At 38.6% G+C, this 22,078-nt stretch carries 23 protein-coding genes and 1 riboswitch; of the genes, 19 read left to right on the top strand and 4 right to left on the bottom strand.

What is annotated here, in order from left to right; all coding sequences use genetic code 11:
• Positions 1-68 precede the first annotated feature (68 nt).
• A complete protein-coding gene (locus BN1082_RS25030) occupies positions 69-1,283 on the top strand; it encodes an MFS transporter (protein WP_090639741.1) in 1,215 nt (404 codons plus the stop codon).
• Positions 1,284-1,526: 243 nt separating this feature from the next.
• Here BN1082_RS25030 and BN1082_RS25025 read toward each other — a convergent pair whose 3' ends face one another.
• Positions 1,527-2,684, bottom strand: a complete 1,158-nt coding sequence (locus BN1082_RS25025; protein WP_090639738.1) for a pyridoxal-phosphate-dependent aminotransferase family protein — start codon at positions 2,682-2,684, stop codon at positions 1,527-1,529.
• Between the two features lie 529 nt (positions 2,685-3,213).
• On the bottom strand, positions 3,214-4,905 hold the full coding sequence (locus BN1082_RS25020) for an L-lactate permease (RefSeq protein ID WP_090639735.1): 1,692 nt from the start codon (positions 4,903-4,905) through the stop codon (positions 3,214-3,216).
• A 362-nt stretch (positions 4,906-5,267) separates the two neighbouring features.
• Here BN1082_RS25020 and BN1082_RS25015 point away from each other — a divergent pair, with 362 nt between their 5' ends.
• The 15 genes from BN1082_RS25015 to BN1082_RS24945 all read left to right on the top strand — a co-directional run bounded on the left by BN1082_RS25015 (position 5,268) and on the right by BN1082_RS24945 (position 18,390).
• Complete coding sequence (locus BN1082_RS25015) at positions 5,268-5,990, top strand: FadR/GntR family transcriptional regulator (RefSeq protein WP_090639733.1); 723 nt, start codon at positions 5,268-5,270, stop codon at positions 5,988-5,990.
• A gap of 261 nt (positions 5,991-6,251) precedes the next feature.
• Positions 6,252-6,968, top strand: a complete 717-nt coding sequence (locus tag BN1082_RS25010; protein WP_090639729.1) for a (Fe-S)-binding protein — start codon at positions 6,252-6,254, stop codon at positions 6,966-6,968.
• A 57-nt stretch (positions 6,969-7,025) separates the two neighbouring features.
• Positions 7,026-8,453 (top strand): LutB/LldF family L-lactate oxidation iron-sulfur protein, encoded by a 1,428-nt coding sequence (locus tag BN1082_RS25005; protein WP_090639727.1) that lies wholly within the window; start codon positions 7,026-7,028, stop codon positions 8,451-8,453.
• 2 nt (positions 8,454-8,455) lie between these two features.
• A complete protein-coding gene (locus BN1082_RS25000; protein ID WP_090639725.1) occupies positions 8,456-9,175 on the top strand; it encodes a LutC/YkgG family protein in 720 nt (239 codons plus the stop codon).
• Between the two features lie 207 nt (positions 9,176-9,382).
• Complete coding sequence (locus BN1082_RS24995) at positions 9,383-10,498, top strand: cysteine desulfurase family protein (RefSeq protein ID WP_090639722.1); 1,116 nt, start codon at positions 9,383-9,385, stop codon at positions 10,496-10,498.
• Between the two features lie 460 nt (positions 10,499-10,958).
• Positions 10,959-11,210 (top strand): hypothetical protein, encoded by a 252-nt coding sequence (locus BN1082_RS24990; RefSeq protein ID WP_090639718.1) that lies wholly within the window; start codon positions 10,959-10,961, stop codon positions 11,208-11,210.
• Positions 11,211-11,258: 48 nt separating this feature from the next.
• Positions 11,259-11,534: a carboxymuconolactone decarboxylase family protein gene (locus BN1082_RS24985; protein ID WP_090639715.1), complete on the top strand. Its 276-nt coding sequence runs from the start codon at positions 11,259-11,261 to the stop codon at positions 11,532-11,534.
• 102 nt (positions 11,535-11,636) lie between these two features.
• Positions 11,637-11,746, top strand: a riboswitch (TPP riboswitch).
• A gap of 16 nt (positions 11,747-11,762) precedes the next feature.
• Positions 11,763-12,443: a thiazole tautomerase TenI gene (gene tenI, locus BN1082_RS24980; protein WP_245640558.1), complete on the top strand. Its 681-nt coding sequence runs from the start codon at positions 11,763-11,765 to the stop codon at positions 12,441-12,443.
• Positions 12,427-13,536: a glycine oxidase ThiO gene (gene thiO / locus BN1082_RS24975; RefSeq protein ID WP_090639713.1), complete on the top strand. Its 1,110-nt coding sequence runs from the start codon at positions 12,427-12,429 to the stop codon at positions 13,534-13,536. The genes tenI and thiO overlap by 17 nt, the downstream gene beginning before the upstream one ends.
• Positions 13,537-13,550: 14 nt before the next feature.
• Entirely contained in the window at positions 13,551-13,754 is a 204-nt protein-coding gene (gene thiS / locus BN1082_RS24970) for a sulfur carrier protein ThiS (protein ID WP_090639710.1), read from the top strand.
• A gap of 8 nt (positions 13,755-13,762) precedes the next feature.
• Positions 13,763-14,530: a thiazole synthase gene (locus BN1082_RS24965; RefSeq protein ID WP_090639707.1), complete on the top strand. Its 768-nt coding sequence runs from the start codon at positions 13,763-13,765 to the stop codon at positions 14,528-14,530.
• Complete coding sequence (locus BN1082_RS24960; RefSeq protein ID WP_090639704.1) at positions 14,527-15,540, top strand: ThiF family adenylyltransferase; 1,014 nt, start codon at positions 14,527-14,529, stop codon at positions 15,538-15,540. The genes BN1082_RS24965 and BN1082_RS24960 overlap by 4 nt, the downstream gene beginning before the upstream one ends.
• A 211-nt stretch (positions 15,541-15,751) precedes the next feature.
• Positions 15,752-16,192, top strand: a complete 441-nt coding sequence (locus BN1082_RS24955; RefSeq protein ID WP_090639701.1) for a hypothetical protein — start codon at positions 15,752-15,754, stop codon at positions 16,190-16,192.
• A 200-nt stretch (positions 16,193-16,392) separates the two neighbouring features.
• Positions 16,393-16,752 (top strand): hypothetical protein, encoded by a 360-nt coding sequence (locus tag BN1082_RS24950; RefSeq protein WP_090639699.1) that lies wholly within the window; start codon positions 16,393-16,395, stop codon positions 16,750-16,752.
• Between the two features lie 177 nt (positions 16,753-16,929).
• On the top strand, positions 16,930-18,390 hold the full coding sequence (locus tag BN1082_RS24945; RefSeq protein WP_218055184.1) for a protein adenylyltransferase SelO: 1,461 nt from the start codon (positions 16,930-16,932) through the stop codon (positions 18,388-18,390).
• A 205-nt stretch (positions 18,391-18,595) separates the two neighbouring features.
• Here the strand turns inward: BN1082_RS24945 and BN1082_RS24940 are convergent, their stop codons facing one another.
• A complete protein-coding gene (locus tag BN1082_RS24940) occupies positions 18,596-18,859 on the bottom strand; it encodes a hypothetical protein (RefSeq protein WP_090639694.1) in 264 nt (87 codons plus the stop codon).
• 126 nt (positions 18,860-18,985) lie between these two features.
• Entirely contained in the window at positions 18,986-19,186 is a 201-nt protein-coding gene (locus BN1082_RS24935) for a cysteine-rich CWC family protein (RefSeq protein WP_090639692.1), read from the bottom strand.
• Between the two features lie 1,028 nt (positions 19,187-20,214).
• On the opposite strand from BN1082_RS24935, the gene BN1082_RS28985 reads away from it, so the two are divergent.
• From BN1082_RS28985 to BN1082_RS24920, 3 genes are all read left to right on the top strand, one after another.
• Positions 20,215-20,415, top strand: a complete 201-nt coding sequence (locus tag BN1082_RS28985) for a WCX domain-containing protein (protein ID WP_090639690.1) — start codon at positions 20,215-20,217, stop codon at positions 20,413-20,415.
• A 546-nt stretch (positions 20,416-20,961) separates the two neighbouring features.
• Entirely contained in the window at positions 20,962-21,699 is a 738-nt protein-coding gene (locus BN1082_RS24925) for a conserved phage C-terminal domain-containing protein (RefSeq protein WP_090639688.1), read from the top strand.
• Positions 21,700-21,777: 78 nt separating this feature from the next.
• On the top strand, positions 21,778-22,008 hold the full coding sequence (locus BN1082_RS24920) for a hypothetical protein (RefSeq protein WP_090639687.1): 231 nt from the start codon (positions 21,778-21,780) through the stop codon (positions 22,006-22,008).
• Positions 22,009-22,078: the final 70 nt, after the last annotated feature.

The raw sequence follows: 22,078 nt of genomic DNA, 5'->3' as shown, positions 1-22,078 counted from the left end.
CACCCGTATTTTTTTAAACAACTAATTAGATGAAAGTAAAATTAGATAAACATTAAAGTAGGTGACGTATGGGTATTTTATTTATCAAGCAAGAAAAACAGTATCGGAAGTTATTTCTGGCGGGGATTGTGAATGGGATAGGGGACCGTTTTAGTTCTGTGGCTGTATTAGCGATGCTTTTGCAGCTAACTGGCTCAGGATTCGCAGTGGGAATGACGTTAGCCATTCGGCTAATCCCCTTTGTCATATTTGCGCCAATTGGTGGAAGGCTGGCAGACCGATTCTCGAGAAAAACAATCTTAGTGGCAACCGATTTGATTCGAATTGTGTTTGCGTTATCTTTCTTATTGGTTCACAGTAAAGAAGATCTTTGGATTGTATATTTTAGTTCATTTATTTTAGCAGCAGGAGAGGCAATATATGGACCAGCTAGAAAATCGGCGATCCCCCGTCTCGTGAATAAAGAACATCTAGTAAAAGTGAATAGTTTGGAACAGGTTTTGGTCGGCATCGTTTTAATCGGAGGAGCTTTTTCGGGTGGTATCGTGGCCTCCATTTTTGGCGCCGGTGTTACATTTTGGTTTAATGCTGCCTCATTTTTAGGTGCAGCAGCGATTATCTCTACAATTACGTTCCCCGAAAAGAAAGCGATTAAAGAAGGGAAGGCACCAGAAAAGGAGTCTCTGTTCTTTGTATTTAAAAAGGTCATTTTGATGTCTGTTCCCGTTCAAATCCTGCTGCTTTGTGAGATCTTAATTGCATTCATGAACGGTATCGATAATGTCCTCATTAGTGTGTATGCGGTTAATGAATATCATCTAGGAGATGTTGGAGTCGGCCTTTTTTACGGTGCATTAGGGATTGGTTTAACGCTAAGCTTTTCGATTGCCAATCGGCTGCGGAAAAATTACCTTGTTACAGGGTTAATCTGTCTAATGCTAGAAGGAACATTTCTATTATTATTGAGCCAAACTCATTTAGTGGTCTTTGCGTTTCTAATGTTTTGTGGTGTGGCGTTTATGTCAGGGATAGGGAATGCCTGCTTCGATACCATTCTCATGCAAGAAATCCCCGAAGAGCATCAAGGTACCATGTTTGGCCTATTGGCAACCATCGCAAACCCAATATTGGGTATATCCATGTTTTTATCTGGATTCGCATTACAATATCTTGCCCCACGTTCCCTAGGCTTGATTGGAGGGATCGCCTATATGCTGATCGCCATGATCCTAATGGGGGTCATTTCCGTAAAAGGTTATCGAAAGAGAGTGGAGAAAGTTTAATAGAATCATATCTATTTCACATGGAGACAGAGTGGATATGACTCACAATTAACACACTCATTAATAGCCTATTATAAGAACGATTCCAGAATGTTAAAAATGCTAGAATCAAAGCGTTTAAATAAAAGAGGTCTACCAAAATAAATGGTAAACCTCTTTTATTTGGGTGATATAAATAGATAATTGGATTGAAAAGGTAATACTACTCCTGAACAGACCTTTGATAATTCTATTATCTTAAAGTTATTTTCGCTGAGAAGACAAGAAAACTTTTTGTGCGGCTAATACACCTGCCCCTAGTTCGAAAGAATAGGATAAATCTTGTAATCCTGCTTCGATAAGGGAGACGGCTTCAAGGATATCGCTCGGGAAGCAATAGCCCATATGCCCAAATCTGAAAATCTTTCCTTGCAGATGGCCAAGCCCTCCAGCAAAATCAAGGTTGTATTTCTTTTTTAAATGTCCAAGGAATGAGGAAAGTTCAATTCCTTCTGGAGCAAGGATGGCGGTAATCGTCGGTGAACCGTAAACATCCGTTGTCAAAAGCCCAATCGAAAGTGATTTCATGGCTTCACGAACCATCCTTTTCATAACTTCATGTCTAGCAACTGTTTGCGAAAATCCACCTTCTTCTTCTATCAAATCACAAACAGAGGAAAGTCCAACAATCAGTGAAATAGCAGGGGTGTTAGGTGTCATTCCTTTCAATGCCCACTCACGATAGCTAAGTAAATTTAAGTAATAAGATGGTGTATGATTATTTTCGATTACTTTCCATGCTCTTTCACTAATGCTTAAGAGGGCAAGTCCTGGGGGAAGCATTAAAGCTTTTTGTGATCCTGTTACTAAAATATCGATTCCCCAGTTATCCATTTCAGCAGGAGCACCACCAATACCGCTGATACCATCGACAATAAATAGTGCATCTGTCTGAGTACGGACAACATGGGCTAGTTTTTCGATAGGGTTTAAGATTCCAGTTGAAGTTTCGTTATATGTTGCAAAGACGGCTTTTATGTTTGATAACGGTTTTAGAAAGTTAATTAGATCTTCTTCCGTACAAGCTTCGCCCCATGCTTTTTCCAATTTATGTACTTGGAAGCCATGTTTCTCACAAATAGAGACGAAATAATCTCCAAAGGCGCCAACGGTAATAACGACTACTTCCTCACCTGGGGAAACGGTGTTTAAAGCAGCAGCTTCTAATGCAGCCGTACCACCGGACGGTAAAAGCAAAATATCCTGCTTTGTTCCGAAAAGAGGTCGCACTCGTTTCGTTGTGTCTTGATAGAGCTGTACAAACTCTCTAGTGCGGTGACTAATCATATCCTGGTTCATGGCCAGCTGAACTTTTTTCGGAATAGGGGTAGGTCCAGGATGTCTTAATATATTTGGATACATTTGAATTCCTCCAATATTAAAAGTTTATTTTAATGATATCAAATATGAAAACTTTAGGAGAGGGCATTCACTCACTTTTTTAAAATAATCGGAAAACTGTAAATATTTATCAACAAGATCTTCTAAAAGCAAGTCCACAATTAAAGTTCCTCGTTCAAATGAATGTACTCATTAAAATGGTAATAAATTCCGAATTTCATTTCCGTTATTCCTGAAAACTCTGTTAGTTAAAAGATTTCAGTAGAAGAAAGAGGCTGTCCCAAAAGGTGACAGGCACCACTATATTTTCAAAGTTCATGATAATTTTTCCGCTATGTTGATTGGAGCGGAAGGCGCTCGACTCCTGCGGGAGTACGGGGCAGGGGAGACCCCGCAGGAGCAAAAGCGCCGAGGAGGCTCCCCGGACCGCCCGCGGAAAGCGAGCGCCTGGAGCGGAAATCAACAGACAAAGTTTAACAGACCATTAATAAAAAGGGGGTGCCCCTAAAAGTTATACTTTTGGGACACCTCCTTTTGAGTGTGTTTAAATTTAAGGAATCATAAAGGATAAGACACTATTTTGTAACCAAACGATGACTCCTATAATAACGACTAGGATCAAACTGTGTTTTATTGTAAAGCGGAAAAGCTCTGATTCTTTCCCAACAAGTCCAACGGCTGCACAGGCAACAGCAATGGATTGAGGAGAAATCATTTTACCAGTTACGCCACCTGAAGAGTTAGCTGCTAGTGCAAGAATTGGATTCATGCCAATGGATTGGGCAGTAACCTTTTGTAAGTTGGCAAACAATACGTTTGCTGATGTATCTGACCCGGTAACAAACACCCCGATCCATCCAAGGAATGGAGAGAAGAATGGAAACAGATGAGAACCTGTTTTTGCTAAAGCTAAACCAATGGTTGTACTCATTCCTGAGACGTTAATAACATAGGCAAAGCCAACAACAGCAGCAATCGTTATGATTGGGAATTTTACTTCATTTAATGTTTCGCCAAATGTTTTAACCCAGTTCTTCCAAGACATATTCACTATAAACTTTGTGATAATAGCTGCGATTAGAATCGCTGTACCTGCAGCAGCAAGCAGTTCTAGTTTATAAATAGCAGGAATAGGGGCTCCACCAGCTTTACTGAACACTTTGTTATGGACAAACGGCACTTCAGGTAAAAATGTGAAAGCATGTCCAATCTTATTTACGACATTTAGGATGCCATTCGTACCTACATAATGTCCCCCTAATGCAAGTTTAATCTGTGGAATTCCCCAAAGAGTGATGGTTGCAGTTAATAGGATAAATGGGGACCATGCTTTGAAAATTTGTCCTCCGGTATAATGAACTTCTTTTTGTTTTTTGACAGTGGCAGTAGACGCCATCTCTTGTTCTGCTGAAAAACGGAAAATGGTTTTTGGTTTCCAAAATTTTAGGAATACAGCTAATGAAATTAAGGAAACAAGTGAAGATATGATATCCGGTAGCTCTGGTCCCAAAAAGTTCGATGATAAATATTGTGAAAGTGCAAATGATATACCTGATACAAGAATCGCTGGCAATACTTCCATTGTTTTTTTGAAACCAGCCATAATGAATACTAGGTAAAAAGGAATAAAAACAGAAATAAATGGAAGCTGACGTCCAATCATTTTCGAAATTTCCGTTGCAGGAATTCCCGTAGGACCTTCCATGGCAATAACCGGAGCACCTATAGCTCCAAATGCTACTGGAGCTGTATTTGCAATCAAGCAAAGTCCAGCTGCATAGAGCGGATTAAATCCTAATCCAACTAATAGTGCGGCTGAAATAGCGACCGGTGCACCAAAACCTGCTGCTCCTTCAAGAAATGCACCAAAAGAAAACGCTACCAATAATGCTTGTAAACGGCGGTCCTCTGTAATCGATAGTACCGAATGACGAATAATATTGAACTGACCTGATTTAACCGTAAGCTTGTACAAAAATACTGAAGCGATAATGATCCAGCCAATTGGCAATATTCCATAGACAGCCCCTTGTGTAGCCGACATGACCGCCATTCCAACCGGAACTTTATAAGCGATAACCGCAATAATAATAGCAAGTAAGAGTGTTGTTAATCCAGCGATATGACCCTTCATTCTTTTAATGGCTAATGCCCAGAAGAAATAAAGAATGGGTATTAGTGCCACAATGGTGCTAAGACCAAGATTATTTCCAACTGCAGTAAAATTTTGAGTGAATGTCACTCCCGTAATCCCCCTTAGGCAGCTTAATTGCTGCAATTAATCTTCTCCCGAAACCCCTTTTATAAAAAATATAGTCCTCCCTTTTTTAAGAAACCGTTTTCAGATGATGACAAGGTCATCTGATGACTTGATGAATCCCATCAAAAAAATTATAGGGAATGATAAAAAAAATTACAATATAAAATTATAAAAATTTTCCGTTACCAAATTATACTTCAATATCGTTAATCTATTTTTTTTGCCATTGTGAAACTCTAAATAGGTGAATTTTAACTATTTATTTTTCAATAAGATGCATAATTAAGGGAAAAATGTATAATTAAATTTAGATGTCAATTCTGAAAATTGAAGGAGCTTTTTTAATGAAATATAAGAAAATTAAACCAAAAAAGATATATGAAGAGGTCGCAGAACAGATTTATGAATTAATTCGGAATGGACAGCTAAAACCGGGAGATAAACTAGACTCTGTTCAACAGCTGGCGGAAAATTTCCAAGTGGGACGTTCGGCGATTCGCGAAGCATTAACCTCATTACGAGCGATGGGGCTTGTTGAAATGAAGCAAGGAGAAGGAACTTATGTAAAAGAGTTCGGGAAAGATCAGATTCCCTTTCCTTTATCAACCGCCATCTTAATGAATAAGGATGATATCGCTCAGTTGTTAGAGGTAAGAAAAATTATTGAAACCGGAACTGCCGCTGCTGCTGCAAAACGGAGAACAGAACAGGACATTTCTAAGATGGAGATGGCTCTAAATGCGATGCTGGAGGCACAAGGAGACGAGGAGCTTGGTGAAAAAGCAGATTTACAATTTCACTTGAGCATTGCTGAAGCTGCACATAATCCTCTATTAATGGGCTTGTTGAATCAAGTATCAGATATAATGGTAGAAACAATGCGAGAAACGCGAAGGGTTTGGTTGTATTCAAAACAAACAACGGTAAAGCAGTTGTATAATGAACATGTAGCCATATTTGAAGCAATCAAGAAAGCCGAGGAAGAGGAAGCAAGGAATAGGATGATTTATCACCTTGATAATGTAGAGGAAATTATTAAGAAATATCATTCATCTATGTCTAAATAATTTTTGACCAAATGAAAAGAAAACCAAAATGTCTGACCTCTTAAACAGGCTATTAGCGAGAGGTCTGACCCTTTTGGAATAGCATCATTTCTTTGGCTTTAAGTGTAACCGATAAAATTTTTTTGTGAAAACACTTTCTAGTTGGGATGTTTTAGGTATATCATATACACTATAAATATATTGTTTTCTGGTCATCAGATGACCTGTTCACCAGATAGAAGGATTAAAAAATGAATTCTTCATTTAGAGAGGGAGAAAAAAATGAAAGTTACTCTTTTTGCAACATGTATCGTCGATATGTTTAAAAGCAATGTAGGCAAGGCGACAGTTGAACTGCTTGAAAGACTTGGGTGTGAAGTTGAATTTCCTGAGTCACAGGTATGCTGTGGTCAGCCCTCTTATAACAGTGGCTATGTAAAGGAAACAAAAGAGGCAATGAAGCGTATGATTGAAACGTTTAGCGACGCTGAGTATGTTGTTTCACCATCAGGGTCATGTGCTTTTATGTTCCACGAGTATCCTCATATTTTTGCAGGAGACCCTGTTTGGGAGCCAAAAGCAAAAAAATTAGCGGAAAAAACATACGAACTGACACAATTCATCGTTGAGGTTTTAAAAATTGAAGATGTTGGTGCCAGGTTTGAAGGAACCGCGACCTACCATACATCATGCCATATGACAAGACTGCTAGGGGTAAAAGAACCTCCAATGATCCTGTTGAAAAATGTAAAAGGCTTAGAGGTAACAGAATTACCTGGAAAAGAACAGTGTTGCGGTTTTGGTGGTACCTTCTCTGTAAAAATGGGACAAATATCTGAGCAAATGGTCGATGAAAAGGTCTGTCATGTGGAAGAAACGGGTGCCGATTATCTTATTGGTGCGGATGCAGCCTGTTTAATGAATATAGGCGGACGGATGGAAAGATTAGGGAAGCCTGTTAAAGTAATGCATATTGCAGAAGTATTAAATAGCCGTTAATCAAATTCTGTGTGTTTTTAGCATTAATCATCATTTTTTAGATGGGGGAAAATTCGTATGGCAATGAAGATTAGCACGGATGAATTTAAGGAACGTGTTGAAAATGGGATTCAAGATGAATTTATGCGTGGCGCAGTGAGCAAAGCACAAGACGGCATGAGTCATAAACGTAAGGTTGTAACAACTGATGAATTAGGCGACTGGGAAGACTGGCGCAATCATGGGGAAGAAATCCGTCAACATGTCCTTGAGAATTTGGATTATTACCTTGAGCAGTTAAGTGAAAACGTTGCGAAGCGTGGCGGTCACGTCTTTTTTGCACAAACCAAGGAAGAAGCAAATGAATATATTAGAGGCGTTGTTCAAAAGAAAAATGCTGAAAAAATTGTTAAATCCAAATCGATGGTTACGGAAGAAATTAGCTTAAATGCCATGTTGGAGGAAGAGGGCTGTGAAGTAGTCGAAACAGACCTTGGTGAATATATTCTTCAACTTGACGAGCATGATCCGCCGTCACATATCGTCGTACCTGCATTGCATAAAAATAAAGAACAAATTCGCGAAGTATTTGCAAAAAAACTAGGATACACCAAAACATCAAAACCAGAAGAGCTTGCCTACCAAGCACGTGTAACCCTTCGTGAAAAATTTTTGGAAGCAGATATCGGCATTACCGGCTGTAACTTTGCGGTTGCTGAAACAGGCTCCTTTTGCTTAGTGACAAACGAAGGAAATGCAGATCTAGTAACAGCGCTGCCGAAAACACAAATTACTGTTATGGGTATGGAAAGACTTGTACCAACCTTTGAGGAAATGGAAGTACTCGTTAGTATGTTAACGAGAAATGCTGTTGGACAGAAACTAACGAGCTATATTACGGTATTAACAGGTCCACGGGAAGAATTGGATGTCGATGGTCCGGAGGAATTTCACCTCGTGATTATCGATAATGGCAGATCCAATATTCTAGGCGGTGAATTTCAATCTGTATTGCAATGTATCCGCTGTGCTGCATGCATAAATGTTTGTCCTGTTTATCGCCATATTGGCGGGCATTCCTACGGTTCGATTTATCCAGGACCGATTGGCGCAGTGCTTACCCCATTGCTAGGTGGATATGATGATTACAAGGAGCTCCCATATGCATCAACACTATGTGGTGCATGCACAGAGGTTTGTCCAGTGAAAATTCCGTTGCACAATCTTCTTCATAAGCATCGGGAAGTCATCGTTGAAAAAGAAGGAAAGGCACCAATTTCTGAAAAATTATTAATGAAAGCTTTTGGGCTTGGTGCTGCCTCTCCAACCCTTTATAAAATAGGTTCTAAAATTGCTCCAGCGGCGTTGAATCCATTTACGACAGGAGATAAGATTTCCAAGGGACCTGGACCACTTAAAGCATGGACGGATATTCGAGAATTTCCGGCTCCAAATAAAGAAAGATTAAGAGATTGGTTTAAAAATCGCGAAAAAGAAGGTAAATAAAAATGATGGGTACAATTCAAAATCGAGATAAATTTTTAAATCAAATCGCTAGCCGTTTTAATCGGCCGCGAATTTCCTCGCCAATTGGAAAGCCAAACTGGAAATCTCAGCCTCAATATGAGGTATATAAGGGTGCAACACAGGATGAGCTTTTAGAAATATTGAAGGAACAATGCAAAAAAATCCATACTAATTTTGTTACGACCGATCTGAAAGATTTACCTGTTGTCGTGAATGATGTAGTTATTGACTTTGGCGGTGGTCCGATTGTGACATGGAAGGACGAGAGGTTTTCCCAATGGGGGCTTGATTCCTTAATGAAACAGGAGTGGCCTGAGCAAAATATTGATGTTTTTGAATGGGACTATACAGTAGGAAACGAGAATATTCATAAAGCAGAACACGCGAATGTCGGTATTACGATTAGTGAAATAACGCTTGCTGAATCAGGGACGGTCGTTCTTTTAAGCGACCAAGATAAGGGAAGAACGGTTAGCTTTTTACCTGCAACATCGATCATGCTGATCCCAAAAAGCACTATCGTTCCAAGAATGACCCAAGCTGCAGTGAAATTACGTGAAATCCATCAAAGAACTGGACATGTTGCCTCCTGCATTAATTTTATCACCGGTCCAAGTAATTCTGCTGATATCGAGTTGAATCTTGTAGTGGGCGTGCACGGTCCAGTGAAAGTTACCTATATAGTGATAAACGATTTATAAGACTAGAGGGAATCAGACATTTTTCGCTACCAACTAGTCGCCAAGGAAAATAGGGATAAATGTATTATAAAAAAGGTTAATTATATTTTTACGAAAGAATGAATGGAGGTCTCAATCTCTACTCATTCTTTTTTTTTTCGAAGCATTTTCTAGTAGAATAAGAGAGACCCTTTAAACGTTTATCCTTCGAAAGGAATGAATGGACAAATGAAAAAAATATATCTCGATTATAATGCCAGTACACCTTTAGCTCCTGAAGTAGTGGATGCAATGCAACCGCTCCTGCATGATTATTATGGGAATCCGTCAACCTTACATTGGGCTGGAAAACCAGTAAAGGAATTATTAAATAGAGCCAGAGAACAGGTTGCTGAGTTAATTGATTGCTCCCCTAGTGAAATCATCTTTACAAGTGGTGGAAGTGAATCTAATAATCTTGCATTAAAAGGTTTTTATTTTAGAAATCGGAATAAAGGTAACCATATCATTACTTCTAAAATTGAACATCCTGCAATCGTGAATCCTTGTAAATTCCTTGAACAAACAGGAGCAAAAATTACATTTGTAGGTGTCGATCGGTACGGGAGAGTTTCACCAGAAGAAATCGAAAAGGCAATCACAAAGGAAACGATTCTGATTTCCATTATGCACTCCAATAATGAAGTCGGTACGTTACAACCAATAAAAGAAATTGGGGAAATTGCTGAAAAGCATAGGATTGTCTTTCATACAGATGCTTCTCAATCTGTTGGAAAAGTCCCAGTCAATGTCAATGATTTAAAGGTAGATATGCTTACGATAGCCGGCCATAAGCTCTATGCACCAAAAGGAATTGGTGCCCTCTATATTCGTGACAGTATCCAGCTGGAACCACTGATTCATGGAGCAGGGCATGAGTTTGGACTTCGTGCAGGAACGGAAAATACGTTATTGGCAGCAGGATTAGGGAAGGCTTGTGAAATCGCTAAAAATCAGCTGGGACATCATAAAATAAAGGATTTGACCGATTATTTTTGGAGACAATTAAAGGATGAGTTCGGCGAGCATATTGTATTGAATGGACATCCCGAGAAACGGTTACCAAATACCTTGAATGTAAGTTTTGTCAATAAAATCGGTCAAGACCTGTTATCAGCGATCCCACTTTTAGCAACATCAACAGGTTCTGCCTGCCATGCCGGCAATGTTAAATTATCACCGGTATTGAAGGAGATGAAAGTAACTGAAGATGTTGGGATGGGGGCTATCCGTTTTAGTTTAGGCAGGTATACGACAAAGGATGAAATAGATCAAGTGCTGACATGGTTAAAAGAAATCGTGTAAAGCCTTTAAAGCAAAGGCTGTTTTAAAGGTCATTGTTGTTTTTTTACAACTGTTGATTTGACCGGAAGGCGCGAGATCCTCGAAAATGCTATCGCATTTCCTTCGTGCGGTGTTAATTCAAGGATGCTAATTCAACGTCCTGCGGGAGTACGGGGCAGGGGAGACCCCGCAGGCGCCAAAGCGCCGAGGAGGCTTCCCGGAACGCCCGCGGAAAGCGAAGCGCCTGGAGCGCAAATCAACAACCAAGTTTAATAGTGCCAAAGCAAAAAGTCATTAATCCAAGTGCTTAATGACTTTTTGTTTTAAACGGAATATTGGACCAATAAATACAAAATAAAATAGTCATGATACATTTTTTTAACCAAAACATATCCTATTATATAGGTCGTAGTTCCTATTAATGTGATTTTGTAGTATAGGAACCTAGTCTGCTAATTTATTAATATTTAGGGGAGGTAAAATGTCTCGTATAAAAATCGTCGATGAAAATAATGCCAAGGGAATTAGAAAGTTTTTATTAAAAATTTTCAAAAGGAAATATGGGGGATTCATTCCTAGTGTGATGAGATTACTAATGGTGGATTTAAAAATAGGAAGGCCAGCAGGAAGCTTGTACAATTACTTGAATTTAAAAAAGAATTCTAAAATCACACGTATGCAAAAGGAAATGATCGCAACGGTTGTGAATGGAGCCATTGGCGGGGCTCCATGACTAATATTACATGCAACGGCAGTTCGCCGTTTAACTGGTGATGAACATGTGAGTCCAGAGTTTGCCACAACTTGGCGGCAATATGAATTAGATGACGCTACAAAGGCGTTGCTTTCTTATGCAGAAAAACTTACAAAAAGCCCTCATTTAATTGCAGATCAGGACATCCAAGATTTGGAAAATGCCGACTTTGACGATAATACCATTTACGAGGCCACCGCATTGATTAGTTATTTTAACTTTAGCGGAAGAATGGAAGCAGCATCAGGACTCCCATTTGATCAAATACCAGAAAATGCACATTATGCTGAAAGTCAAAAATAAAACACAAGAAAAAAAGCAGGTTCCATTTTAGGGGAGATTTATCAATTTTTTTCATTGCATTTTTGGATTCGTTTGATATAATGCAAATAAATTAATCATATATTCTATCACTAGGGGATCCCTTGATAAGGGCTGAGAGCAGAGTAGTTACTTTGAAACCCTCTAAACCTGAACAGGTTCGTACCTGCGTAGGGAAGTGGCGCGCTGTTTTATCATGGAATTATACCAGTGACAAAACCACTTTCCTTTTCAGGAAAGTGGTTTTTTTATATGAAAATAGGAGTGGTGCACCTGGAAATTCTAGCTATTACGGATGATCGACATTCTGTTAAGGAATTAGCTTCTATTATTCTCAAAATAAATAAAAGGATTGATTATGTACATATTCGTGATAAATCCAAATCAGTTAGGGAGCTCGTATTTTTACTGGAGCTTTTAGAAGAAGGTGGTGTTGAAAAAAGAAAAATAGTCCTTCATGATCGTTTGGATCTTGCTTTAATAATGGGGATACCCAATATCCATTTACCGGGTCACGGATTGCCTGTGAAACCAGTAAGAGAACGGTTTCCATTTATGAGGATTGGCTGTTCGGTCCATTCGTTTAAAGAAGCATGTGAAGCCGAGCGGGATGGGGCGAATTACGTACTATATGGACACATTTACGAGACAAATTGTAAGCAAGGAAAGACACCTAAAGGGTTAAAGGAACTGCAGGAGATCAAAATGAAACTTGACCTTCCTGTTTATGCTATTGGCGGGATAACACCAGATAAATTAGCAGAAATCAAGAAGGCCAACACGGAAGGCATCGCTGTTATGTCTGGCATTTTTTCTGCTAAAAATCCTGAAGAAGCAGTGCTTCAATACTTTCAGATGTGTAAGGAGAAGACCAATGAACAACTATTATGATGTAGCGGTCATCGGCGGCGGCATAATTGGCTGCTCCATTGCCTATTATTTAGCAAAAGAACAGCTCTCGGTAGCTGTTTTTGAAAGCGGTGAGATTGGCAAAAAAACAACAAGTGCTGCAGCCGGAATGCTAGGAGCTCACTCCGAGTGTGAGGATTTTGAAATCTTTTATCCATTTGCTAGAAGCAGCCAGCTTGCTTACTTAGAGCTAGAACAGGAATTGAAAGAAAAAACAGGAATCGATATCCGCAGAACAACTGGCGGGATCTATAAGCTCGCTTTTTCTGAATCAGAGAAAAGACAGCTTCAATCACTAAGCTCGTTAGCGACGGTTGAATGGAAAGAGGCCGATGATATTCGGGAACGCGAACCTGGTATAAGCGAGAAGATCGTCGGAGCCGCTTTTATTCGTGATGATGTCCATGTAATGCCTGAAGCTGTATGCCGTGGTTTTAGTAAAGCGGCACAAATCCATGGAGCAGCGATCCACGAATACACACATGTATTTGATATTCAAAAAACTGGCGGACATTATTTAATTAAAACACAAGCTGGAGATTTTGAAGCCAAGTATGTAGTTATCGCAAGCGGTGTATGGAGCAATGCTCTCTTTAAATACCTAGGGTTAGAACACAGAATGGTTCCCGTAAAAGGGGAGTGTTTGTCCGTTTGGAATGAAGAAATCAAATTAAAGCATACGCTTTTCCATGAGCATTGCTATGTGATGCCAAGAAATGATGGCACACTCGTCATTGGTGCAACCATGGTTGAAAATGATTGGAGTGAAAAGCCAGCTCTCGGCGGAATCGAGCAGTTGATTATGAAAGCAAAAGGGATGCTCCCTAGTATTGAGAGGATGAAAATAGCTTCATTCTGGGCAGGACTTAGGCCGAAAACATTTGATGGGAAACCATTTATCGGATTTCATCCGGAGCAGGATCATGTCTTAGTGGCAGCCGGCCATTTCCGGAATGGAATCTTGCTGGCCCCATCGACAGGGCAAATGATCAGGGATCTCATTCTCGGAAAACAAGTAAGAAAAGACTGGGTAGATGCATTTAAAATAGACCGTAAAAATGATGTCTTTGTGTAAGGGGAGAACGGGAGATGACCATTCAATTAAACGGCCGAACAGTAGACTTGCCGGTGGAAGTCATGACGATACACGATTTACTGAAACAATATCAATTAGAACACCGAATTGTGATTGTTGAGCTGAACCAAGAAATTGTTGATAAAAGCATGTACACTACAATACCAATATTAGATGGTGACAGAGTGGAAATGATTCACTTTGTTGGGGGAGGATGAGAAGGAATATGTTAAAAATTGGTGATCAACTATTTAAATCGAGATTGTTACTTGGCACGGGGAAATACCCTTCTTTTGCGGTACAGAAAGAGGCTGTCCGGGTATCGGAGGCTGAAATTTTAACCTTTGCTGTACGCAGGATGAATATTTTTGAAGAATCGCAGCCTAATTTTTTGGAACAACTTGATTTAACCAAATATAAATTATTGCCAAACACAGCAGGTGCAAAGACAGCTGAAGAGGCAGTTAGAATTGCCAAGCTTGCGAAAGCATCTGGTTTGTGTGATATGGTGAAAGTCGAAGTCATCGGCTGTGACAAAACGTTGCTGCCTGATCCTGTGGAAACATTAAAGGCATCGGAAATGCTGTTAGCGGAAGGCTTTATTGTGCTTCCTTATACATCAGATGATGTGGTATTGGCAAGAAGACTTGAACAACTCGGGGTACATGCCATCATGCCAGGCGCATCGCCGATTGGTTCTGGAAAAGGCATTGTTAACCCGTTAAATCTAAAGTTTATCATTGAACAGTCTTCCATTCCTGTTATTGTAGACGCCGGTATTGGTTCACCAAAGGATGCGGCCTATGCGATGGAGCTAGGGGCTGATGGCGTGTTATTAAATACCGCTGTTTCTGGTGCAAAGGATCCGGTTAAAATGGCTCTCGCTATGAAAATGGCAATTGAAGCCGGACGCCTCGGGTTCGAAGCAGGAAGGATTGCAGAAAAAGAATATGCGGTTGCAAGCAGCCCTTCAGAAGGGATGGTGACTTCTTGATCAGTCGATACTCAAGGCAGGAATTATTTCCGCCGATTGGAAAAGAAGGTCAGGCAATGCTAAAGGATGCTCGTGTTCTAATTGTCGGGGCAGGAGCACTTGGTACTTCGAGTGCAGAAATGTTGGCAAGAGCTGGCGTCGGACAAATTACCATAGTCGATCGTGATTATGTGGAGTGGAGTAATTTGCAAAGGCAGCAGTTGTATACAGAAAAAGATGTTCAAAACAAGCTGCCAAAAGCGATTGCCGCCAAACAACGTCTGGAGGAAGTAAACAGCAACATCGTCATTAATGGGATGGTTGCCGATGTGAACGGAACGAATATCGAAGAAATGGTAAACGGGCAAGGATTAATTCTCGACGCTACCGATAATTTTGAAACACGGCTTATCATCAACGATGCTGCAGTGAAGGCGGGAATTCCTTTTCTATTTGGTGCTTGTATCGCCAGCTATGGAATAACGTTTCCGATCATTCCAGGTAAAACTCCTTGTCTTCATTGTTTGATTAATCATTTGCCAGCTCAAAACCAAACCTGTGATACAGTTGGCGTCATTAGCCCGATTGTCCAGCTTGTCACGGCCTATCAGGTTACTGCTGCTTTAAAGCTCCTGACAGGACACGAGCCTTCACCATTACTACAATCGTTCGATATTTGGAAAGATGAAAAAGCTGAAATCAACGTTACAACACTGAAAAATTTAAATTGCCCGACATGCGGGAGCAATCCTACGTTTCCTTTTTTGGCCTATGAGAACCAAACGAAAGCGGCAGTTTTGTGCGGAAGGAACACTGTGCAGCTGCGACCTGGAATTGATAGGGAATTATCAATTGAGCAATTATCTCAACGCCTAAAGGGGCTAACAAGTGAAATGGTTTTGAATCCCTTTTTGCTGTCCTGTACCTTTGAAGACTATCGTGTTGTATTTTTTAAAGATGGTCGTGCACTTATTCATGGAACAAGCGATCCGGTTCAGGCAAAAGCTATCTATCATAGATTTGTTGAGTAGTTTTTAAAAGAAAGAATATGTTAAATAACTTAGCAGATATTCTTATGTTTCAAAAGTCAATTCTTCTTTTATGTTTTTACTATTAATTGAATATTAAAAATATGTAAAAAGAAAATTTACACTATTTTTTATATTGAAAAAATTTAAATAAAAGTGTTTAATTTAATCAGTGGTACTTATACAATTATTGATTAAGTATGGAGGGAAAATTATGATTCAATCTCAAATCCATCCTCATTTCGGACACACATTAGCTGATCACTTTATGGACCATCACCGAGATCCACTTTCACTTCATGGTCCAGTAGTACATGTTAAATCAATCATAAAAAAGGTTGAAGAAGATATTCAAAATGATCAAGGAGATTGGCATCAACATTTTATTGTTCATAGTATTCAAGTCATCGATATCGTGGGTGCAGATAAATCATTGGTCACTGATGAAGCATTTTGTGCAATACGTTATGGTGATAACTTAGGATTAAAAGAACGGATACCTGGACTTAAAGAAGGAGAAGAAATCGAATTAAAAGGCGAATATATTGATAAAAATCATGCTCTAAAGGGTATAGGTAACCCAGGTGATCCTGTCATCCATTTTACACATCATCCAGTAGGATTTGTTAATTATCAAGGTGAACATTACGAATAATAATTTAGATATCCTATAGCTAGAGAGAAACCAAAAACAAGCCAAAAATATTCAGGTTCTGATTTAGAAACCGTATATTTTTGGCTTTTTTTTTACGTTATATTTACTCTTTATTTGTATTGTCGGTGTTATCTCTTCGCCTCAAAACATACACTCTTCTTAGAAATGTACGTGAAATTAGACATTGAGGAGATAGAGAAATGAATTTCGAGATACAAAAAGCGAATATGTTGGCTGAGAATATTAAGGGCTTTGTTAAATATGTACAAAAAAGTTATGAAAATAAAAACAGTTCTTGTTTAAATATTGATAAAGTGTATCAAATAAAACTTATTATGGTGGAGTTTCAGTTTCAAATAATTGCAGCTGAACTTCTAAGAATAAATCAGTTTTCCTGGGATGAAAAGAACACTCTTATATTAGTTGATAGATTTCGTCAAGGAATAGACATTATTGATGAATACGTAAAGCGTAACTACAATGATTTATTCCTATTTTCACCGAGAATACACACATTAAAGAGCCTAAGTAAATCATTATACAAAAAGGAATCTATTTAAGCTTGTCTCTAACACTCCTATCCAATTTCTATGTGGATAGGGTATAATATTCTGAAAAAAGTAGACAATAAACTCGTCTGACTTGTGTTGATATGCATCAATGATAAAATTTCTATGGTATTTGCTTTTTTGAAAAAATTACAATGATCCAAAATGAAAAAAAGAAAAGGTGACCTAATGACAAAGATAAATGAAACGGGATGGAACTTTGACAACAGTTATGCCCGTCTACCAAAATTATTTTTTTCCAGCACCAACCCAACTCCGGTTAGCTCCCCACAGCTGGTCATTCTTAATGCTTCGTTGGCCACATCTTTGGGGTTGGACGTTAAGGCGCTGCAAACCGAAGTAACGGTGCTTGCTGGAAACCGGATTCCAGAAGGGGCTTTGCCTATTGCTCAGGCTTATGCGGGACATCAATTTGGCCATTTTACAATGTTGGGTGACGGCAGGACAATACTTCTTGGCGAACAGATTACCCCCTTAGGTGAGCGAGTTGATATTCAGCTTAAAGGTCCAGGTAAAACTCCATATTCCCGACGGGGCGATGGTCGAGCGGCACTTGGTCCTATGCTCCGCGAATACATCATCAGTGAAGCCATGCATGCGCTTGGTATTCCTACCACTCGTAGTCTAGCAGTTGTGACAACTGGTGAGACAACCATTCGGGAAACCAAACTGCCAGGTGCCATATTAACCCGTGTGGCAGCTAGTCATTTGCGGGTCGGCACCTTTCAATACGTTGCAAATTGGGGCACAGTTGAGGAACTCAAGATCCTGGCTGACTATACATTAAAGCGTCATTATCCAGACGTTGAAGAGGGTGAGAATCGATATCTTACCTTTCTTCAAGAAGTGATTAAGCGTCAAGCATTGTTGATATCTAAATGGCAGCTGGTGGGCTTTATTCACGGAGTGATGAACACCGACAATATGGCCATTAGCGGAGAAACGATCGATTATGGTCCTTGCGCTTTTATGGATGCCTACGATCCAGCAACCGTATTTAGTTCCATTGATACTCAAGGCCGCTATGCTTATGGCAATCAACCGTATATTGGCGGGTGGAATCTAGCTCGATTTGCTGAAGCCCTATTGCCGCTTCTGCATGACAATGAGGAGCAGGCAATAAAAATAGCTGAGGATGCACTATCAGATTTTTCTAAGTTGTATCAAAGTAATTGGTATGAGGGTATGAGGGCAAAACTGGGACTATTTAATGAAGAGAGTCAGGATGAATCTCTTATTGAAGACCTCCTCAGTATGATGCAAAAGTATAATGCGGATTTTACCAATACCTTCAGAGCTCTAACATTTGATCGACAAGAAGATACGAGCATGTTTGGGACCCCAGAATTTACTAAGTGGTTTGAACTTTGGCAGGCACGACTAGCCAGGCAGCAGGAACCGAAAGCCTCTGCATACCAGTTGATGCGGAACAGTAATCCTGCGATAATCCCACGGAACCACAGGGTAGAAGCAGCACTAGAAGCCGCAGTGAACGAAGGGGACTTAAGCGTGATGGACCGGTTGCTCGATGTTCTTTCAAACCCTTATGAACACACTCCGGAACAGGCTGAATACGCCACACTGCCTGAGCCATCAAACTGTCCTTACCAAACCTTCTGCGGTACATGATCTAGGGAACAATAAGGAGGTTTCTACTATTTTAAATCAAGTTGATACCTTGTCATGGGCTACTGTAGGAAAGTGGCCCATGTTTGTTCAAAATATGTAAATGTTCGTAGAGTTTAGATTTAACGGTTGGAAATGTGGATTTGTCTAGTTCTTATTAAGGTTTAAAAAGTGAGCGTTAGGATACCAAGGGTCTAGATTCAGAAACTTAGCCAAACGTCAAAATTTTCATTCTCATATTTTCAAATTGATTACGAAACGTTTTTTCTTCTATTTCAATATAGTTACTGAGTTCAACAAGAATTTCCAATCGGTATGGACTATATGTTGCAGGAACAATAAATGGTTCCCAACAACGTAGCCAAACCATACCGATATTGTCATCAATTTGAACTTTTACAACAATGGTTTCATCATCAACCAATTCAGCATGTAAAACAGTAATATCTTCTTTTGTTGTATGGTTCAACATTTGTAATTATCCTCATTTTTTTTACCCTAATTATATATCAAAAATCAAAAACCTAAAAAAGGCAATATTATTACCTTTATCGATGGACAATGATCAAATAACGAGACGACTATTTTGAGCGGCTCCTTACTTCACTATTTTCTGCCCTTCCTTAAATGTATTTAAACACTTTTTACATATACAATGCTTTCTTATACTTTCCACAGGAACCAATTTAAAGATCTCTTTAGGGAATTGCTCCATGTTACACCAACAGTGTTCGCTTTCACTAGTTCCTGCCATACACATGTTTTCTTCTCCACAAATGGGACAATATTTATTTTCCATATACAAACCCTCCGCAATCCTTCATTGAATTTTTCCTTAGCCTAATCATCGTTTAGCTTTCATGTCTTTTTAATAAGTTTAACTTCATTCCTTTTCAAAGTCATTAACGTTTAGAACAATAAGGAAATTCTAATGGAAAATATGAATAAAAATGTAAGTAGGTGACCAAATGTTATATCTTTCATATTATCAATCTCCTATTAATGAATCAGAAAATCGTAAGTGTTGGATGAGATATGAAGGTGAATTAAATACATTTTTAAACACAATTAATAAATAAGATTTTTCACCAGCCATCTATATGATGGTTGTTTCTATTTTACGGCTGTTTTCGCAAAGTTGGTGTTTTGAATATGAAAGATTTAACATTACATTATTTGACAATTAACTTTTTTTAGTGTAAAATTACACTCAGAAATAGTTTTTTAAAAGAAACGAAGAACCAAACATTAATCTATTTACATACTGATTAGATAGTAATAGCTTAAATTTAGTATGCAGTTTGAATTAATCGTGAATAATTTTTACTGAAAGGATTGATGTTTATGAAGAATTGGCTCTCGATAATCTTGCCAGGTATAGTAATTTTTACTTTTATATGGATAGATTCATTGTTTCCTGAGAGTAAATATATATTATTAGGAATTTATTTACTCTTCCCAATAATATTTATTATTCAAGGATATATTTGTTCATCCTCAAAAGGAATTTTGATTTTCGGATTGATTTTATCATCTATTGCAATTATTCTACCTATTTCAATTTGGTACAATATGGGGAGTATGATTACTCCAGTAATAATATATATATTATTAGGAATATTATCGTTCTTTTTATTCAACAAAAATAAAAGATAAACTAATTTTTACTTTTTGAATTTCAAATCTGAACCACAAAAGTCGTCAATTGACGGCTTTTTCCTTTACATTACGCCTCTTAAAATACTGACAGTTGTGTGATTTTCATATGTTCCACGGGCGTGGGGAGTGGGTAGAAATTGAGTTTGAAGAAAAATATCTGATTAATCAATCATCGATAAATTTGGATTAGACGCAGATATTAAAAAAGTTGATGAGGATACATTTGTTCTAATAACCAAAGTTATTGTAGAAGAAGGATTTGTCAAATGGCTTCAAGGCTTGGGGAGCAAAGCTAAACTCATATCGCCGCCGACATTAGTTCAGCAGATGAAAGAAGAAGTAGAGAAGATGAATCATTTATTTTTGTAAGGGTGTGCCTATTTTGGTACACCTTTAAAAGTCATATGTCATTTGAAGATAACATCAGAAAAAATAGGAAACTATTCTTATTGAAGTTCATAATTGGAATAAAACGGTTATAGCCGCAAAATGTAGTATGATCTCTACATGTTGGTTATAAATTAAGAGGGAAAGAACGTCTGAGTTGTCTTTTGCTCAAGATGACCTATCGATTATTTTAGACTGAATCGTAGATGAAATTAGTATGAACAGAGCAATACCATAGATTACTACAGAGATTACTACAGAGAAAAAGATCTATGTCGTTCCTCCTTAAAGAATTAATAAAATCATTTAAATACATTTTAAATAGAGTAAAAGAAACTGACTTAAAGATTGTTTATTTGTGAATATTCTAAGTCAGTCTTTTCTTTTTTTTAATAAAAATTTTCCACCACCATGTCCTTTTGGGGTCATTTTTTCCTATATAAAGTGTGAAGGTAATGAGACGTTCAATAAACCTGTTTCTAGCTGGTAAAGACAAATGGCTCGAACCAAAAAAGGGAGGAAAAGGGAATGAGTAATTTATTGATTAGTGAAATGCCGTTAATGGTGATTCCGGCATTGGCAGTAAAGATTGGCTTGAACGAGGCGCTCGTTTTGCAGCAGATTCATTATTGGGTCAAATCTAGTACCAAAGTGATTGAAGGCAGGAAATGGATTTATAATACATACAAGGAGTGGCAACTGCAGTTTCCCTTCTGGTCAGAGAGCACGATCAAACGGGCGATTCACTCTCTCGAGAATCAAGGTCTCATCATAACAGGGAACTGGAATCGTTCCAAAATGGACAAAACAAAGTGGTACACGATTGATTACGAAAGAGTGGAAGCACTAGAAGCCAGGACCGATGAAATATCCAACCCTCAAGAAGAACCGTCTATTTTTTCAGAAAGCAACTTGGAGGACACGAGCTTAACAGAAGTCATACCAAATCATCCTTCAGAGAGCAAGACTGAGCAAAAAATCCCTACAGCTGAGATCATCAACTACCTCAATGAAAAAACATATTCAAGCTACAAACCAAGTACACATACCACCAAGGAAAAAATACAGGCGAGATTCCGAGAGGGTTTTACTCTCGCTGATTTTAAAAAAGTGATTGGTCTAAAAACGGCCGAATGGTTGAGCCATCCCAAGATGAGTAAATACCTTCGACCGGAAACGTTATTTGGAAATAAATTTGAATCATATTTGAATCAGAAATCCTCTAAAAAAATCTATCACGAGGAGGATTTTAACTTAGATGATTAAGCAGGAGACTTTCAAAAAAATAAAGAAAATTGCCACTTTTTATGACCGGTTTGTCTTTGAACAAGAGAAGGTGGACTTATGAGGTTCCGAGAAAACGGACTAAAAGGAAAAATTAAGTCCACTACGATTACTTACCATAGTAGTGGTCAATACTATGTCTCTTTGAAACTAGAAGAAATCGTGGATTTAGTCACTCCATTGGATTTTTCCCTTATTCCTAACGACCAAATTATTGGTTTGGATTTAGGATTAAATCATTTTTATATTGACTCTAATGGGAAGAAAGTGGACAACTCTTTATCCACGTAGCTTCTGTTATGTTGCAAATCGAAAGAATCATCCACATGAAAAATCATCATTAAAATAAAAAATCCAAATA

It is taken from the genome of Neobacillus massiliamazoniensis (genome assembly GCF_001048695.1).
Taxonomy (GTDB): domain Bacteria; phylum Bacillota; class Bacilli; order Bacillales; family Cytobacillaceae; genus Neobacillus; species Neobacillus massiliamazoniensis.
Note: the sequence above shows the minus strand (reverse complement) of the source record. Positions and strands in the feature narration are given on the sequence as shown.